General features: G+C 73.5%; 16 protein-coding genes. 11 read left to right on the forward strand and 5 right to left on the reverse strand.

Annotated features, from left to right (window positions below; genetic code table 11):
* Positions 1–75: 75 nt before the first annotated feature.
* Positions 76–831: an AraC family transcriptional regulator gene (locus tag AB0J97_RS13625; protein WP_357711032.1), complete on the reverse strand. Its 756-nt coding sequence runs from the start codon at positions 829–831 to the stop codon at positions 76–78.
* A 214-nt stretch (positions 832–1,045) separates the two neighbouring features.
* Entirely contained in the window at positions 1,046–1,897 is an 852-nt protein-coding gene (locus AB0J97_RS13630; protein WP_357711035.1) for a metallophosphoesterase, read from the reverse strand.
* A 209-nt stretch (positions 1,898–2,106) separates the two neighbouring features.
* Between AB0J97_RS13630 and AB0J97_RS13635 the strand changes: the two genes are divergently transcribed.
* From AB0J97_RS13635 to AB0J97_RS13655, 5 genes are read left to right on the forward strand one after another with little or no spacing between them, the layout of a single operon-like run.
* Positions 2,107–2,634, forward strand: a complete 528-nt coding sequence (locus AB0J97_RS13635) for a sigma-70 family RNA polymerase sigma factor (RefSeq protein WP_357711038.1) — start codon at positions 2,107–2,109, stop codon at positions 2,632–2,634.
* A 14-nt stretch (positions 2,635–2,648) separates the two neighbouring features.
* A complete protein-coding gene (locus tag AB0J97_RS13640) occupies positions 2,649–3,209 on the forward strand; it encodes a DUF5987 family protein (protein WP_364088008.1) in 561 nt (186 codons plus the stop codon).
* Positions 3,206–4,858 (forward strand): FAD-dependent oxidoreductase, encoded by a 1,653-nt coding sequence (locus AB0J97_RS13645; protein ID WP_364088010.1) that lies wholly within the window; start codon positions 3,206–3,208, stop codon positions 4,856–4,858. The genes AB0J97_RS13640 and AB0J97_RS13645 overlap by 4 nt, the downstream gene beginning before the upstream one ends.
* Positions 4,859–4,868: 10 nt before the next feature.
* Positions 4,869–5,954: a carboxymuconolactone decarboxylase family protein gene (locus AB0J97_RS13650; protein WP_364088012.1), complete on the forward strand. Its 1,086-nt coding sequence runs from the start codon at positions 4,869–4,871 to the stop codon at positions 5,952–5,954.
* Positions 5,955–5,967: 13 nt separating this feature from the next.
* Complete coding sequence (locus tag AB0J97_RS13655) at positions 5,968–6,771, forward strand: TIGR03084 family metal-binding protein (RefSeq protein ID WP_357709406.1); 804 nt, start codon at positions 5,968–5,970, stop codon at positions 6,769–6,771.
* 65 nt (positions 6,772–6,836) lie between these two features.
* Here AB0J97_RS13655 and AB0J97_RS13660 read toward each other — a convergent pair whose 3' ends face one another.
* The gene (locus AB0J97_RS13660; protein ID WP_364088014.1) at positions 6,837–8,339 is read right to left on the reverse strand and encodes a benzoate-CoA ligase family protein; all 1,503 of its coding nucleotides are present in this window, start codon (positions 8,337–8,339) and stop codon (positions 6,837–6,839) included.
* Positions 8,340–8,569: 230 nt separating this feature from the next.
* Here AB0J97_RS13660 and AB0J97_RS13665 point away from each other — a divergent pair, with 230 nt between their 5' ends.
* From AB0J97_RS13665 to AB0J97_RS13675, 3 genes are all read left to right on the forward strand, one after another.
* On the forward strand, positions 8,570–9,607 hold the full coding sequence (locus tag AB0J97_RS13665) for a hypothetical protein (protein WP_364088016.1): 1,038 nt from the start codon (positions 8,570–8,572) through the stop codon (positions 9,605–9,607).
* Positions 9,608–9,703: 96 nt separating this feature from the next.
* The gene (locus AB0J97_RS13670) at positions 9,704–10,690 is read left to right on the forward strand and encodes a helix-turn-helix transcriptional regulator (RefSeq protein WP_357709415.1); all 987 of its coding nucleotides are present in this window, start codon (positions 9,704–9,706) and stop codon (positions 10,688–10,690) included.
* A 59-nt stretch (positions 10,691–10,749) separates the two neighbouring features.
* The gene (locus AB0J97_RS13675; protein WP_364088019.1) at positions 10,750–11,682 is read left to right on the forward strand and encodes an aminoglycoside phosphotransferase family protein; all 933 of its coding nucleotides are present in this window, start codon (positions 10,750–10,752) and stop codon (positions 11,680–11,682) included.
* A 208-nt stretch (positions 11,683–11,890) separates the two neighbouring features.
* Here the strand turns inward: AB0J97_RS13675 and AB0J97_RS13680 are convergent, their stop codons facing one another.
* Complete coding sequence (locus AB0J97_RS13680) at positions 11,891–12,061, reverse strand: hypothetical protein (protein ID WP_357709421.1); 171 nt, start codon at positions 12,059–12,061, stop codon at positions 11,891–11,893.
* 275 nt (positions 12,062–12,336) lie between these two features.
* Here AB0J97_RS13680 and AB0J97_RS13685 point away from each other — a divergent pair, with 275 nt between their 5' ends.
* Positions 12,337–13,923, forward strand: a complete 1,587-nt coding sequence (locus tag AB0J97_RS13685; protein WP_364088022.1) for an acyl-CoA carboxylase subunit beta — start codon at positions 12,337–12,339, stop codon at positions 13,921–13,923.
* Positions 13,924–13,932: 9 nt separating this feature from the next.
* Here AB0J97_RS13685 and AB0J97_RS13690 read toward each other — a convergent pair whose 3' ends face one another.
* Positions 13,933–15,375, reverse strand: a complete 1,443-nt coding sequence (locus AB0J97_RS13690) for an MFS transporter (protein WP_364088024.1) — start codon at positions 15,373–15,375, stop codon at positions 13,933–13,935.
* Positions 15,376–15,746: 371 nt separating this feature from the next.
* Here AB0J97_RS13690 and AB0J97_RS13695 point away from each other — a divergent pair, with 371 nt between their 5' ends.
* The gene (locus tag AB0J97_RS13695; RefSeq protein ID WP_357709427.1) at positions 15,747–16,082 is read left to right on the forward strand and encodes a hypothetical protein; all 336 of its coding nucleotides are present in this window, start codon (positions 15,747–15,749) and stop codon (positions 16,080–16,082) included.
* Positions 16,079–16,849 (forward strand): 4'-phosphopantetheinyl transferase superfamily protein, encoded by a 771-nt coding sequence (locus AB0J97_RS13700; protein ID WP_357709429.1) that lies wholly within the window; start codon positions 16,079–16,081, stop codon positions 16,847–16,849. The genes AB0J97_RS13695 and AB0J97_RS13700 overlap by 4 nt, the downstream gene beginning before the upstream one ends.
* Positions 16,850–16,865: the final 16 nt, after the last annotated feature.

A 16,865-nucleotide genomic window follows, 5' to 3' on the forward strand; every position in this document is an offset into this window, starting at 1 on the left:
ACGAACGAGCCGGAGAACACGGAGGGGCCCGCGGACCATCGTCCGCGGGCCCCTCCGGGTGTGCCGTCCCTTCTGTCAGGTGTGGGTGTCGGTCCAGGCCAGCAGGTCGCGCAGGGCGAGCAGGACGGGCGGGTCGAGCACGCTCATGGGACGCAACCGCAGGTCGGCGCGCTCGGCCCCGCCGCCCCCCACCTCGATCGGCCCGATCCGGGCGATGCACGTCGCGGCGTCACCCTGGGGCGGGTGGTGCACGGCGTCCTCGCGGGACTCCGCCACGGACTGGGCGATCAGGTACCAGGTGCCCTTGGGCACGTTCTCCAGCACGTACGGGCCGGGCCGGCCGATCAGGGTGAAGCTCGCCGGCCTGCCCTCCAGGATCTGGCCGGGGAACACGCCGGCGAACACCGGCCGGTCGGCCAGGGGCGAGGTCACGACGCCGTGCAGGGTCGCCGCCGGGCCGCCGAACGCGCGGTCACCGCCGGTCAGGTCCTCCGCCGTGACGCTCATGACCTGCCGGTACCTGCTCGGCGACAGGCCCACGCTGTGGGTGAAGCGCGAGCTGAAGGTGCCCACGCTGGAGTAGCCGACCTGGTGGCTGATGTGCGTGATGCTGAGCGAGGTGGACACGAGCAGGCGTTTGGCCTCGCGCAGCCGCACCGCGGACAGGAACCGTCCAGGGGACAGCCCGGTCACGCGCTGGAAGACACGCGAGAAGTGGAACTTGCTGAACATCGCGGTGCGCGCCATGTCGTCAATGGTGAGCTGCTCGCCGTGGTTCTCCTGCATGCTCTCGATGACCCGCAGGACCGCTCGTTCGATGACGTCGTCCATATGGTCTCCCGGAACCCGGAAGCCGTCGGGGGCGCGTCCCCTGTCGATTCTCCGGGTGGAGAATTCCCGGGGGGCGCGATTCCTCGGCGCTCCGGATGCATTGCCTTTCGGTTGCCACCTGGTACACGCTCCCGGGCGGGCAGTACGCTGCATGACAAATCGCCCTTTTTTGGGAAATTTTCGGAAATCTCGGCAATTTATCTGAGAATGCGGTTTATCTGGCCCATTCGCGGCGGGGTGCCGGCAGCAGTTGCCGCAGCAGCCGTCCGTCGCGGTGGTGCGGGCGCCGCTCGTGCGGGTAGCCGAGCGAGACCTCCTCGAAGCGCACCCCGTCATGCCAGCTCGTGCCCGGGATGTGCAGGTGGCCGTAGACGACCGCGGCGGCGCGGAAGCGCAGGTGCCAGTCGGCCGTCTGCTCGGTGCCGCACCACTGCGCCAGCGCCTGGTGCCGCAGGACGCGGGTGGGGGCGCGCAGCAGCGGGAAGTGGTTGACCAGGACCGTGGGCAGGCCGGGGTCGAGCGACTCCAGCCGCAGCTCGCTCTCGCGCACCCGGGCCCGGCACCACGCCTGCCTGCTGGGGTAGGGCTCGGGATGCAGCAGGAACTCGTCCCTGCACACCACCCCCTGTTCGCGGGCCAGGCCGAGCGCCTGTTCCCGGGTGGTGCCGGGCGCGCGGAAGCTGTAGTCGTACAGCAGGAACAGGGGGACGACGGCCACCGGGCCGCCCTCCCCCGTCCAGACCGCGTACGGGTCCTCGGGCGTGAGCACGCCGAGGCGCCGGCAGACCTGCACCAGGCGCCGGTAGCGCTCCTCGCCGCGCGGGCCGGGGTCGCCGGGCGGGGTCCACAGCTCGTGGTTGCCCGGCGCCCACACCACCCTGGCGAAGCGCTCGCGCAGCAGGCCGAGCGTCTCCTCGAACGCGTCCAGCCGCTCGGCGACGTCCCCCGCCACCAGCAGCCAGTCGTCCGCGGTGCGCGGGCGCAGCTCCTCGACGGCCGCCCTGTTCTCGGGAAACCCGACATGGAGGTCGCTGATCGCCAGCAATGCCGCACCGGAGGCGCTCACGCCGCGAGCGTATGTGCGCGGGAACGGGCCGGGAGCGCCGCAAGAAGAAAACAGGGGTCACCGGCGGTCGAATAGGGGGTGGCCGCGACGCCTTTGTGGATAAGGGCGCGAGGACGTCCGCTAGGGGTTGTTGCGGCGGACCGCGCATTCAATTCTGAGCATGCCGAAGAAAGCGGGAATTGCACGGCCGTGTTCCGGGGGTGAAGGTGATGGCCGAGGTACGGGGGCAGGAATTCGCCAATTTCGCGCGGGAGGCCAGGCCGATGTTGCGCCGGGTCGCCTTCCGGCTTTCCGATGACTGGCACGAGGCCGACGACCTCGTCCAGCGCACACTGCTGGCACTGCACCGGCACTGGGACGACCTCGACCGGCGCGACCGGGCCGAGGCGTACGCGCGGCAGATCATGCGGCGGCTGCTCATCAGCGACCGCAGGGCGCTGCGCTGGTCGCGGGAGGTGCTCAGCGGGGCGCCGCCCGACGCGGCCGCCGCCCTGGACCCCTACGACCTGGTGGGCGAGCGCATCGTGCTGATGGACGCGCTGTCCAGGCTGGGGCCGCGGCAGCGGGCGACGATCTTCTTCCGGTTCTGGGAGGGCCGCAGCGCGGAGGACACGGCCCAGGTCATGGGCAACGAGTCCTCCACGGTCCGCAGCCAGACCGTCAGGGCGCTGAGCACGCTGCGGGCCGCGCTGGCGCGCACCGACACCACCGACCGTACCGACCGAAAGCCGACCTGAACGAGGGAGTACCCATGGGTCCACTGCTCTACGAGACGAGGGTGGAGACGCTGGAGGCGCTCGCGGACACCATCGTGCCCGGGGCCAAGCGCGGTCCGGACGACCGGGCGGTGGCCGGCCTGAGCCCGACGGGCGGCGCGGTCGCGGCCGGCGCCGTCGAGCTGCTGGAATGGGACGCCACCGGCGTCTCAGGAAGCCTGGACGACTACGCCCGCTCGCTGAACGAGCACGCCCGCGCCCACGCCGACCAGCACGGCATCGTGCTGGAGGAGGGCGTCCCGGAGTTCGTGGCCCTGCCGTTCGAGGAGCGCGGCGCGCTGGTGCGCACGCTGACCGCGCCCGGCCACCCGGAGAAGGCGCTGTGGGTGCTGCTGGTGCTGTTCTGCTACATGGCCTACGACTCCGCCGCCCACCTGCACACCGTCGACGCCCTCCGGGCCGGGCATCCCGGCCTGACCGCCATGGGCATCGCCCCGCCGGACGCGGACGGGCTGTGGCGCTTCCCCGCCTACTCCTACGGCCGTCCCCTCGCCGACCTCCACCCGGACACGACAGCTTCAGGGAGCCCCGCATGAACGGCGTCGAACGCACCGACGTGCTGGTGATCGGCAGCGGCTTCGGCGGCGCGATCCCCGCCTACCACCTGGCCGCGGGCGGCGCCGACGTGGTCATGCTGGAGCGCGGGCCGTGGCTGGAGTCCGCCGAGTACGAGCACGACTTCAAGCTGGGCTCCTCCTACACCCGCATCTTCGACTTCACCGTCGGCGACGGCATGAGCGTGCTGGGCGGCAACTGCGTGGGCGGCGGCAGCGTGGTCTACTTCGCGGCCATGCCGCGCGCGCCTCGCTTCGTCTTCGAGCGCCGCGGCAGCATCAACCGCCGCATGTGGCCGGCCGCGATCAGCCGCGACACCCTCGACCCCTGGTACGACCGGGTCGCCGAGTCCATCTCCATCACCCAGCAGGGCTGGGAGGACGTGTCCTACTCCGGCGGCCTGTGGGCGGCCGCCTGCCGGCACGCGGGCCGCACCGCCAACCCCGTGCCCGCCGCCGTGGACACCGCGGCCTGCGTCAACTGCAACTGGATGATGGCCGGCTGCCGGTTCGACGCCAAGCAGTCGCTGCTGGCCAACTACCTGCCGGCGGCGCTCGCGCACGGCGCCAGGATCAGGCCGCTGCACGAGGTGCAGAGCATCGAGCGGACGTCCGACGGCTCCTACCGGGTGCACTACAAGATCGTCCATGGCGAGGACTACCGCCTGACCGAGGGCGAGGGCACGATCGAGGCCAAGGTGGTGGTCGTGGCCGCCGGGGCCGCGGCCACGCCGGTCATCCTCCAGCGCAGCGAGGCCGCGCTCGGCGCGATGCCGCACGCCGTGGGCCGCTACTTCTCCGGCAACGGCGAGCGGCTCAACACCGCCGTGCTGAACGAGGAGCGCGTGCGCGAGGTGCTGGGGCTGGAGCGGGGCGACGGCCTGGCGTACGCGGCCAACCAGATCGGCAAGGGCCCGACGGTGGCCAACTGGGACCGGCTGGACGGCTCGCTGCCCGAGTACACCCGCTACTCGCTGGAGCAGCTCTACTTCCCGCCCGGCCTCGGGACCATCCTCGCGCTGGCCGGCGGGACGGACCCGACGTGGTTCGGGCTGCGCAAGAAGGAGATGCTGGAGCGCTGGCGGTCCTGGCTGATCATCTTCCAGATGATCGAGGACGACAACGAGGGCGTCTTCGGGCCGCCGCCCGCGCGCGGCAACTCCGACCGGGTCTCCCAGCAGATGCTGGGCGTGGGGCGGCTGTCGTACAAGCCGACCGCGAACACCTCGGCGGCCTGGGCGATGGCCGACGCCGAGTGCAAGGAGATCCTGGAGCGCGACGGGCTGGCCACGGTGACGCCGTGGACGAACGACCTCGTGGGCGCGTACACGGTGCATCCGCTGGCCTCGTGCCGGATCGGCGACGACCCGTACACCTCGGCGCTGGACGACGGGCACGAGCTGCGCGGCCACCCGGGGATCTTCGTCACGGACGGCTCGGCCGTGCCGGGCGCGCTGACCGTCAACCCGGCGATGACCATCTCGGCGCTGGCCGAGCGGGCGGTGCCGGGGATCGTCAGGGCGGCGCGGGAGCGGGGCGTGGAGGTCTCCTACGGCGCGCCCGCGCCGGACGGCTCGACCCCCGGCCGCCGCGGCACCGCGTCGCTGGCCGCCGCCGCGCTGCGCGGGTAGGGCGCCCGCGATGGGCCGGCTGCTCAGCCGGATGACGGCGCCCGGCGCGCTCGCCCAGGTGCGGCACGTCCGCCCGGTGCGCCCCGGAGCCGCCCGCGGTCTGGTGGCCCGGGTGTACGAGCAGGTCGAGCGGGACTTCGGCATGCTCGCGCCGCCCGTGGCCCTGCACTCCCCCGCGCCGCGCGCCCTGGCGGCGTGCTGGCTGATGCTGCGCGAGTCGCTGCTCGCCGCCGGCGTGGCCGGCCGGGTGGCCGGGGAGCTGGTGGCGAGGGAGGTCTCGGCGGGGAACGCGTGCCCGTACTGCGTGGACGTGCACGGCGCGACCCTGCGCGCGCTGGCCCCCGCCGATCCCCGGCTGCGGCCGCTGGCCGCCTGGGCCAGGGCGAGCGCCTCCCCCGGCGCCGGCGGCCCGCCGGTCACCGGGGAGGCCGCCGTGGAGCTCGTCGCGGTCGCGGTGACCTTCCAGTACCTCAACCGCGTGGTCAACGTGTTCCTGGGCGACTCGCCGCTGCCGCCGGAGCTGCCGGCCGGGGCGCGCGGGCCCGCGCTGCGCGTGTTCGGCGCGCTCATGCGGCCGGCCGCGCGGCGGGCCGCGACGCCCGGCGGCTCGCTCGGCCTGCTGCCCGCCGCGCCGCTGCCGGACGACCTGGCCTGGGCGGGCGGCGTCCCGCGGCTCGGCGAGGCGTTCGCCAGGGCCGCGGCGGCGATCGAGGAGGGCGGCGCGCGGCGGCTGCCCGTCCCGGTCCGCGAGCTGGTCGCCGAGCGGGTGTCCGGCTGGGACGGCGTCCCGCCGGGCCCCGGCAACGGCTGGGCCGCGGAGGCCGCCGCCGCGCTGCCGCCCGCGCAGCGCCCGGCCGCCCGGCTCGCGCTGCTGACCGCGCTGGCCTCCCACCAGGTGGACCGGCGGGTGGTCGACGAGTTCCGGGCCGCGCCGCCGGACTCGGCCGCGCCCGCCGAGACCCTGCCCGCCGAGGCCGCGCTCGTCGAGGTCGTCTCCTGGGCGGCCATGACCGCCGCCCGCCGGACCGGCGCCTGGTGCGCCCCGCCCGCCGCCCGGCCCGGCACCCCGCTTCCGACCGTATCGACAGCCGACTGAAAGGAACGAGGACGTGACCGAGCTAGAGGTAGTGCTCGACGACCTGGCGGCCGACGGCGACCAGCTCGACGCGCTGGTGTCGGGCCTGGACGCCCAGCAGTGGAAGCTGCCCACCCCCGCGCCCGGCTGGACGATCTCCGACCAGATCGCCCACCTGGCCTTCATCTTCCGGCTGGCCACCGCCGCCGCCACCGACGCCGAGGCGTTCAAGGCCATGACGGCCGGCGCCGAGAAGAACTTCGACGGCGCGGTGAACGCCGCGCTCAAGGCGTTCGAGAACGACTCGCCGGACACGCTGCTGGCCAAGTGGCGGGCCGGACGGTCCGAGGTGCACGCGGGTCTGGCCGCCGTGCCCGCGGGCCAGGTCGTGCCGTGGCTGGTCAACCCGCTGCCGCCGATCGTGCTGGCGTGCGCGGGCATCATGGAGACCTTCGCGCACGGGCAGGACGTCGCCGACGCGCTCGGCGTCCGGCTGGAGCGCACCGACCGGCTCCGGCACCTGGTCGTCTTCGCCGTGCTCACCCGGGACTTCGGCTACCTGTCGCGCGGGCTGACCCCGCCGGCCGAGGAGTTCCGCTTCGAGATCACCGGCCCCTCCGGCGAGGTGTGGGCCTACGGCCCCGAGGACGCCGCCCAGCGGGTCAGCGGCCCGGCCGAGGACTTCTGCCTGCTGGTGACCAGGCGGCGGCACCGCGCCGACCTGGCGGTCACGGCGACCGGCGCCGAGGCCGACCGCTGGCTGGACCTCGCGCAGGCCTACCGCGGGCCGGCGGGCGCCGGCCGGCGTCCCGGCCAGTTCGCCCGCGCCGGCGTCTGAGCAGGGCTTCCCGAACCGCGGGCGCGCCCGTCCGGAACTCCCCCAGTCCCGGGCGCGCCCGCTTCTCACGCCCCGACCTCCAGCGCGCGGCGGTCCACCTTGCCCGAGGCCGTCTGCGGCAGGCGCTCCACGAACGTGATCTTCCGGGGGAACTTCTGGGCGGCCAGCCGGGCCCGGACGAACGCCTTCAGCTCGGCCGCCTCCACCTCCGCCGACGCCACCACGTACGCGTGCGGCCGGGTCAGCCCGCGCAGCCGGTACCCGACGACCGCGCACTCGACCACGGCCGGGTGCTCGCGCAGGCAGTTCTCGATCTCGGCGGGCGCGACCCAGGACCCGCCGACCTTCAGCAGGTCGTCGGCCCGTCCCTGGTAGCGGAAGTAGCCGTCGGCGTCCCTGGTGACCAGGTCGCCCGAGCGCACGGTCCGGCCGCCCACGAACGTGCGGGCGGTCCGCTCCGGGTCCTGCCAGTACTCCAGCGCGACGGCGTCGCCGCTGACCTCCAGCCGTCCGGTGCGGCCGTCGGGGACCTCCCGCCCGTCGGGGTCCACGACGCGGGCGCGGTAGCCGGGGACGACCTGGCCGAGTGTGCCGGGCCGCACCCGTCCCGGGCGGTTGGACAGGAAGATGTGGTACGCCTCGGAGGAGCCGAGCCCGTCCACGACCTCCACGCCGAAGGTGTCGCTCCAGCGGCGGTGCAGTTCGGGCGGCAGTGCCTCGCCCGCCGACGTGCACAGCCGCAGGCTGCTCAGGTCCTGCCGGGCGGCGTCGGGGTGGGCCAGCATGGCGCTCATCATCGTGGGCACGTTCACCAGGACCGTGGGCCGGTGCTCGGCGATCAGCTCGAAGATCGTCTCGACCCGGCTGCGCTCGGGGAAGATCACGCCGGTCGCGCCGACGCCGAAGGGGAACAGGGCGGTCAGGTCGCGGGCGTAGCCGAAGAACAACTTGGGCACGGGCAGGACCACGTCGTCCGGGCGCAGGTCCAGCACGCCGCGGGCGTAGGAGTCGAAGCTGACGTGCGGGCTCCTGGCGGGCAGCACGCAGGCGCGCGGCGCGCCGGTGCTGCCGGTGGTGAACTTCCACAGCGCCACGTCGTCGGCGGCGACCGGCACCGCGTCCAGCCGGGCCTCCTGCGCGGCGACCAGGGTGTCGAAGTGGTGCTCGCCGGGGCGCAGCAGGTGGCGCGGCACGCCGGTGACGAGCAGGCCGGTCAGCCCCGCCGCGCGCAGGCTCTCCAGCGCGGACGGCCCCGCCACCACCAGCCGCGGACGGGCGTAGCCGGCGAAGTAGCGGTAGTCCTTGGGCCGCAGGAACGTGTAGACCTCGGCGGTGACCGCGCCGATCTTCTGGGCGCCGTACCAGGTGGCGACCGACTCCACGCTGTCGTCGGCGGCGATGAGCACCCGGTCGCCCCGGCGTACGCCGAGCTCGCGCAGCGCGTTGCCGGCGCGGTCGGCCAGGGCGCGCAGCGTGGCGTAGTCCACGCGGCCCTGGCGGGTGACGAGCGCGGTCCTGGCGCCGTCGGCGCGGTCGAGGAATCGTGCGGCGATGTTGAAAGAGTCCATGACAGGCCTTCTCGCTGCTCTGCTCGCGGGCTGGTTGCGTCTTCCACGGTGCCGGGTGAGCGAGGCGCGCAGGGGGTCCGGCGGCGTCAGCAAGCTGGCAGACGTGGCAGCTTGCTGACGGTTTCTCCCGGATTGCGGGATGGCTGCCGGAGCGTTGACGGGCTCGTCCGGCCACGCGTGTACTGATGGTGCGGCGGCCGCGACGGCCGTCGCGCTGCGGAGGAGAAGCGATGGCATCCACGCCCGCGGGCTCGTGGCCGGTGACGGAGACGACCGGTGAGGCGACCGGTGAGACGGCCGTTCCGATGGCCGACTCCCTAGGTGGCACCGTCCATCTGGCCTGCGCCGAATCGCCGCGGGACGAGCTGGCCGTCATCGTCGCCGGCTTCTCCGGCTACGAGGCCCAGAGCAGGGCGCGGGCCCTGGCGCGGCTCGCCGCCCTGCGCCGCCTGCGCCGGCTGCCCGGTGACGGGCGCCAGGCCGCGTGGACGGGGACGGAGCTGCGCCTGTCGGACTTCGTCGCCGACCCGCCCGCGAGCCTCAGGCTGCACGTGCCCGGCACCGGCCTGCTCAGCGGGCGGCGCTACCGGCTGCCCGTCGAGGTCGTGTGGACGGGCGGGCACGAATGCCTGGTCGAGCCGGCCACGAGCGGCGTGGTGGACAGCGGCGTGCCGGAGGCGATCGCCGAGGTGGTCGCCCACGACGTGGTGGCACGCTGGTGGGCCGCGCCGCGCGAGCCGCTGCTGCGGGTCTCCGGCGCGCTGGAGCGCCTGCTGCCGCCCGGCGTGACGGCCGCGGCCGCGGGGCTGGGGCTGCGGATGTCGGCGTTCGTGTTGTCGGTGCCCGATCTCCGGGTCGCTCTGGTGACCGTCGGCGGCGAGGGCGCGACGCTGGCCGCGGCGGCCGGCCGTACGGTGAAGTCGGCCGTGTGCGAGGCGTTCCTGCGCGCGATGGCGGCCAAGGCGCAGCCGTGGAGCACGCTGGAGCTGCCCGACTGCCTGCGCCGGTTCGCCGTGTGGGAGCGGGAGGCCGACTATGCCGCCCATCTGGAGCGGCTGGCCGTCGACGCCGATCCCCGGCTGGTCGACGAGGTGAGCGGGCTGCGTCCGTCCGGCTGGCCGGAGATCGCCGCGCGCCGGTTCGGGCACGAGCCCGTCGCCGTGCGGGCGGACGGCGACCGCGGCGAGGTGATCAAGGTGCTCTGCCCGGGGGCTCTGTGCTACCGGGCGGCGTCCGGGGCCACCGTGCTGCCCTGTCCCGTGCCCTGACCTCCGCAGGGAAAGCGCAACCTGCGAGGAGTGCCGGCCGCCTGGATTCCGATAATGGAACTGAAGCTCCGGCCGCCGACCCCCGGGAGGTGGGGCGTGGATCTGTCCGTCATTGGAGTCACCCCCGAAGCGGAGGCGGTCTACCGCTACTTCCTGCGCCATCGGGGCGAGAGCGTCGGCTCGGTGCCCGAGGCGCTCGACCTCGATCCCGAGACGGTGGAGTCGGCGGTGGAGACGCTCGACCGGCTCGCCATGCTCGACCTGAACGACCGCCACCGGGTCACCGCGACCGAGCCGCGGGTCGCCATCGAGCGCCTGGTCGAGCAGCGTCTGGAGGAGCTGAACGCGGAGATCCGCCGGGTGTTCGGCGCCCGCGACGCCATTTCCAGCTTCCTGGAGGACAAGCGGGAGGGCGACCGCTCCAATGCGGTGCTGGACATCGAGCGGGTCGAGAGCGGCGCGCGGGTCCGCCAGCGCCTGGACGACCTGGCCTTCTTCTCCTACAAGGAGACGCTCTGCCTGCATCCGGGCGGCCCGTTCAACGAGGTGATGATCGAGTCGGCGCTGCCGCTGGACACGCGGTCGCTGCGGCGCGGCCTGGCCCTGCGCGAGATCTTCCATCCCAAGGCGCTGGAGGACCAGCGCATGGTGTCCTACCTGCGCGAGCTGGCGCACCTGGGCGCCGAGATCCGCGTCACCGACCAGCCGATGGACCGCATGCTCATGTACGACCGCAGCGTGGCCGTCGTCCCGATCGACCCCAAGGCGCACTCCACGGGCGCGCTGCTGGTCCGCGAGCCCGGCCTGATCTCCCAGCTCGTCATCTACTTCGAGGGCCTGTGGAAGGCGGCCGTGCCGCTGGCCGACCACCTCGACCCGCCCGGCGAGGAGCCGACGCTGTCGAAGATGGAGCAGCGGGTGCTGGCGGTCATGGCCACGGCCGACAAGGACGAGATCGCCGCCCGCGAGCTGGACATCTCGGTGCGCACGTACCGGCGTTACGTCGCCGACCTCATGGCCAGGCTCGGCGCGGTCAACCGCTTCCAGGCCGCGCTGCGCGCCAAGGAGGAGAACTGGATCTGATCCCGTTCTCCCGTCGTTCCGGGCGACCTGGCCCCTCGGCAGGTGGCATCGTGTCCCGGATGATCGAGATACCGGAGGCGTTCGCGCGGGCCACCGTCGAGCGTGAGGGAGGGCCCGGAGCGGCGTGGCTGGCCGAACTGCCCGGCATCGCCGGCGAGCTGCTGGACCGCTGGGGATGCGTGCCGGACGGCGAGGTCCTGCACGGAGGGGTCGGGATCGTCGTCCCGGTGCGACGGCGGGCCGAGGAGGCCGCCGTGCTGAAGGTGTCGTTCCCGCATCCCGGCAACGTCCACGAACCGGACGCGTTCGCGGCGTGGGGCGGGCGCGGCGCCGTTCTGCTGCACGAGCGCGACGACGCACGTTTCGCCATGCTGCTCGAACGGGTCCGGACGTGCACACTGGCGGAGGTCGAGGACGGCGACGAGGTCGTGGCGGTCGCCGGGCGGCTCGGTCGCCGGCTGGCCGTCCCCGCGCCGCCCGGTCTGCCCCGGCTGCGGGACCGGGCCGACGCCTGGGAGGAGGGGCTGCGCAGGGATGCCGAGGAGTTCACGCACGCACCGCCGCGTCACGCGGTGGACGCCGCCGTGGCGACCGTCCGCGAGCTGGGCCGCGTCCAGCCGGACCTTCTCGTCCACGGCGACCTGCACGCCAGGAACGTGCTGCGGGCCGATCGTGAGCCCTGGCTGGCCGTCGACCCCAAGGGGTACGCGGGAGACCCCGCCTATGACGGCGGCACGCTGCTCAAGTCCCGCGCTCTCACGCTCCTCGAAGCGGACGACCTGGGCAAGGCGGTCCACCGCGTCCTGGACGTCTTCGCCGAGGCCGCGGAGGTCGATCGCGAGCGGGCCCGGCGCTGGGCCCAGTTCCACGCCGTCCAGGCCGCGTTCTGGGGGCGCCGCCACGGCTTCCGCATCGCCCGGGGCGGCGCCCGCCTGGACCGGCTGACCGAGTTCGCGGACCATCTGGCGGAGCTGCTCACGGAAGGCCGGTGACATCCGGCCTCCGCCGGATGGATCGGCTTTAGAAGTGGCGGGCCGGCGTGGGCTCGGGTCGGCGTCCGGCCGGTGGCGTGGGCCCGCGAGAACGACGAGAACCCCCGCGTCCCGGTCGCGGGGGTTCTCGTCGTTCACCCGGTCTTTTTCCTTCGGCAGACCTCCTCGGAGAAATGTACGGTCAATTCCTTTCCGGTGTCGGGGCTCTTTACGGCCAGGTGTTGCCCTGCGGGGAGGGAAGCGGGGTGGGAAGCGGCCAGGTGTTGCCGTCGGGGCCGGCCGGCGCGGGCCAGGTGTTGCCCTCGGCCTGCACCGCGACCGTGTCAGCGGCGGCGGTGGCGGCCTGCGCGGCGGTGGCGCCCACGGCCCAGACGAGCATCCCGGAGACAATCGCGATAATCCACTGGGAAATCCTCTTGGCAACAATGTCGTTCGTCATTTCACTGCCTTTCTCTGCGGTCCGTCTCACTCTGTTTCCCTTGCACTTCCCACTTTGCGCGGCGGCGAGGCCGTGAACCAGGCTTCGGCGAGGCAGCAAGCTGCAGGGCGTTTCCGCTTCCTGCCACGTCCGGCGCGGTCAAGCACTGCAGGAGGTGACATGAACCGGTCATCGATCTTTAACTGGACGTACCGGAAGAGTCCGAGGAGGAAGCGATGACCATCTCCCCCGAGGTCCTCCAGGAAGCGCCGCCCTCGCCCATGGACCGCCTGCGCGAAGAACTCGCCGACGCGCGCGCGGACGTCGCGCGCGGCCGCCCGCAGGCCGTGCAGCGGCAGCACTCGCTCGGCAAGCGCACCGCGCGCGAACGGCTCGACCTGCTGCTGGACGAGGGCTCGTTCCTGGAGATCGAGATGTTCCGGCGGCACCGGGCCCAGGGGCTCGGCATGGAGGCCCAGCGGCCGCACACCGACGGCGTCGTGGCAGGATCCGGCACCATCGACGGCCGCCGCGTCTTCGTCTACGCCCAGGACTTCACCGTCTTCGGCGGCTCGCTCGGCGAGGCGCACGCGCAGAAGATCCACAAGGTGATGGACCTGGCGTTGTCCAGCGGGTCGCCGTTCATCGGGCTCAACGACAGCGGCGGGGCCCGCATCCAGGAGGGCGTGCTGTCGCTCAACGGCTACGGCGGCATCTTCCAGCGCAACGTGCAGGCGTCGGGCGTCATCCCGCAGATCGCCGTCGTGCTCGGGCCGTGCGCGGGCGGGGCGGCCTACTCGACGGCGCTGGCCGACTTCACGTTCATGGTGCGCGACACCGCCCAGCTCTACCTGACCGGCCCGGACGTGGTGGAGGCGGTCACCGGCGAGCGCATCACGCACGCCGAGCTGGGCGGCGCGCAGGTGCACGCCACCCGGTCGGGGCTGGCCACGTTCGTGCACGACGACGAGGAGAGCTGCCTGGCCGCGGTGCGCGACCTGGTCTCCATGCTGCCGGGCAACAACCTGAGCCGCCCGCCCGCGCTGCCCGCGCGCGGCGCGGCCGGCGACGCCCGGCCCCGGCTGGCCGAGATCGTGCCGGTGGAGCCGAACAAGCCCTACGACATGCGGCTGGTCGTCGCCGAGGTGGTGGACGACGGCGACTACCTCGAACTGCACCAGAGCTGGGCGCCCAACGTGATCTGCGCGCTGGCCCGGATCGACGGCCAGGTCGTCGGCGTGGTGGGCAACCAGCCGACGGTCCTGGCCGGCGTCCTGGACGTGTCGGCCGCGGAGAAGGCGGCCAGGTTCGTCAGGTTCTGCGACGCCTTCTCCATCCCCCTGGTCACGCTCGTGGACGTGCCGGGCTTCCTGCCGGGCAAGGAGCAGGAGCACGCGGGCGTCATCCGGCACGGCGCCAAGCTGCTGTACGCCTACTGCGAGGCGACCGTGCCGCGCGTCCAGGTCATTCTCAGGAAGGCGTACGGCGGGGCGTACATCGTGATGGACTCCCGCTCGATCGGCACCGACCTGTCACTGGCCTGGCCGACCAACGAGATCGCGGTGATGGGCGCCGAGGGCGCGGTCAACATCATCCACCGCAAGGAGCTGGCCGCGGCGGCCGACCCCGCCGCCCGGCGGGCCGAGCTGCTGGAGCAGTACACCCGCGAGCTGGTGCATCCGGCGTACACGGCCGAGCGCGGCCTGGTCGACGCCGTGATCGACCCGGTGGAGACGAGGTCGGCGGTGGCGCGCGGCCTGGCCATGCTGCGCGACAAGCGCAAGCACGTGGCGCCCCGCAAACACGGCAACCTTCCCTTGTAGGGCTTCCCGTCAGTTCCCCTGGTCGGAGCAGGGGACGGGCGCGGCCGTCCGGGTGCGCGGGCCGGGAAGCCTGAGGGCGGCCAGGACGCCCGTCAGCATGACGGCGCCCAGGACGAGGACCGCCGCGCGCATCCCCTGGGCGGAGGCGTCGCGCAGGGCCTGCCCCGCGAGCCCTTCGATGCCGTGGTTGGCGACGGCCACCAGGACCGCCAGGCCCGCCGCGGTGCCCACCTGCAGCGCGGTGGAGGCCACCCCGGAGGCCAGGCCCTGTTCGTCCGCCGGGACGCCGGTGCCGGCCGCGATCCACATGGCCTCGTACGTGATGCCCATGCCCAGTCCGATGACGACGACCCCGGGCAGGACGGTGAGGAGCGAGCCGTCCCCCTGCATGCCGGGGGCCAGGAGCACGGCGCCCACGGCGTTGGCGACGATGCCGGCGATCAGCGTTCCGCGGGTGCCGAGCCCGTGGACCAGCCGCTCGCTGAGGAAGTTGCCGGCCGTGATCGACAGGGTCGGGCCGAGGAACGCGAGGCCGGTCTCCAGGGCGTTGAAACCGAGGACGTCCTGGAGGTACAGGGTCAGGAAGTACGGCACGGCCTGCATCGTCAGGCCGAAGACGAGGATGACCACGACCGCGCCGCTGAGCGCGCGGTTGCGGAACAGCCGCAGCGGCATCAGCGGCGTCCGGCCGCGGGCCTGGACGCGCAGGAACACCGCCACCAGGGCCACCGCGAGCACGGCCGCCGCGACCGTCTCGGCCCGCGCCCAGCCCGCTTCCGAGCCGTGCGCGACCGCGAAGATCAGCAGCGTGATGCCGGCGGTGCCGGTGAGCGTTCCGGGCACGTCCACGCCGCCCCGGGTGGCGCGGCCGTCGGGGGGCAGCAGGGCGAAGGCGCCGACGACGCCCACGGCGGCCAGCGGGACGTTGACGTAGAACACGGCCTGCCAGCCCAGGGCCTGGGTGAGCACCCCGCCGGCCAGCGCGCCCGCGGTGAGCCCGCCCGCGCCCGCCATGGCCCAGACCGTCAGCGCGCGGTTGCGCTCCCTGCCCTCGGCGAAGGCGGTGTTGACCAGGGCCAGCACCGCCGGGAACAGCACCGCGCCGGCCAGGCCCTGCAGGGCGCGCCCGGCGAGCAGCGCCGCCGGCGCCGTGGCCAGGCCGCCCAGCAAGGAGGCCACGCCGTACAGCACCATGCCGAGCACGAACATCCGCCGGCGTCCGGCCAGGTCGGACAGGCGCCCGCCGAACAGCAGGAAACCTCCGTAGAGGACGGCGTACGCGGTGACCACCCATTGCAGGGTGTGCGGCGTGAAGCCGACATCGGAGGCGATGTCCGGCAGGGCCACATAGATGATGGTGAAGTCGAGACTGATGATCAGATGCCCCAGCGCGAGCAGCGCGAGGCTCCACCCCGGCCGCCGGATGCGGGCCGGGGAGCGGGTGATGGACATGGATGTGCCTTTCGTCCGTACGGGGTCCGGTGGCCTGTCATGGCTGCACCGGAACCGGCGGACACTTGTTGGCACACCCCCTGAGGGCACTGGGGTGGGCGGCGCCCGGGCTCGGGCCGTCCGGTCCGGTCATCGCCCCTCCCCCAGGTGTTCCGCGCCGTCTCCCGGACGACTATGCCGCCCGCCGCGGTCCGCGGGATCGGCCGTCCGGTCACCGTGGCCCGGGACCTTGGACCTAGGACCAGGGGCGGGCCCGATGACAGCATGCGGCGCCGGCCTGCAGCTTCCTGACGTCTCCCGCCCTGGATCGCGCCCCTGTCGGATCCCACAGTGGAGGTACGAGAGACAGACCTCAGGCAGACGAGACGGAGATGAGACCCCATGTTCGCCCCTTCACGCCGCACGGCGACGAGGAAGCCATGCTGATCCAGGTGACGATGCGCCAGGTCCGCGGGCTGCCGATCCTCGGCTCCCCGATCGACGGGATCCGCATCATGGCGCTCCTGCCGGGCCGCTGGCACAAGGACCTCACCCAGGCCGGCGGGGACATCGTCATCCGGATGCGCGTGGACGAGCCCCTGACGAGCGCGCAGGTGCGCGCCGAGGTGACCCGGACCCTCGCCAACCCCGAGGTGGACCGGTGGGAGCTGGTGGCCTGCCGCGTCCTGTCCCACAGCAGCACAGCCGCAAGGGAGGAAGACCAGTGATCGCATCTGTGGTGGCGCCGGGAGAGTGCCAGGTCTGGTGGGCCGGCCCACGCGACCATCCGGAGGGGACCCTGCTGTCGGTGCTCAGCGAGCCCGAGCTGGAACGGGCCGCGCGCTTCCGCCGCGAGCCCGACCGCAGGCGGTTCCTGACCGGCTCGTGGCTGCTGCGCACCGCGAGCGCCGTGCAGCTCGGGATCCGTCCCGAGGACGTCGTGGTGAACCGGTCGTGCCCCGACTGCACCAGGTACCACGGCAAGCCGCAGGTCAGGGCGCCCGGATTCCCGCTGCACGTGTCGGTCTCGCACTCCGAGGACCGGGTCGCGGTGGCCGTGACGACCGAGGGGCCGCTGGGGGTGGACGTGGAGGCCGTCCCCGCCGACCCGGTGGACGACCTGGCCCGCTGCGCGCTCACCGAGGCCGAGCTGGCCGTCCTGGAGGCCTTCCCCCAGGAGGACAGGTACGAGGCGTTCGCGAAGGTCTGGGTGCGCAAGGAGGCGGCGCTCAAGGCCACCGGGCACGGCCTGCGGGTGCCTCCGACGGAGGTGGCGGTGAGCGGTCCGGCCGACGACCCGGCCCTGCTGAGCTGGCCGCTGGACATCCCGCCGGAGAACCTGCGGTTCCGCGTCCTGTCGCCCGGCCGCGGCTACGTCGCCGCGGTCGCGGTGATCACCAGCCGTCCGGTCGAGGCGGTGGAGTTCCACCTGCCCGCCGCGCGGGCAGACTTCGCACGTGGCCCCCTGCCGGGGCCGCTGGCCGGCGTCGCGTGACGAGGAGGACGATCCA

It is taken from the genome of Nonomuraea sp. NPDC049607, from assembly GCF_040675375.1.
Classification (GTDB): domain Bacteria; phylum Actinomycetota; class Actinomycetes; order Streptosporangiales; family Streptosporangiaceae; genus Nonomuraea.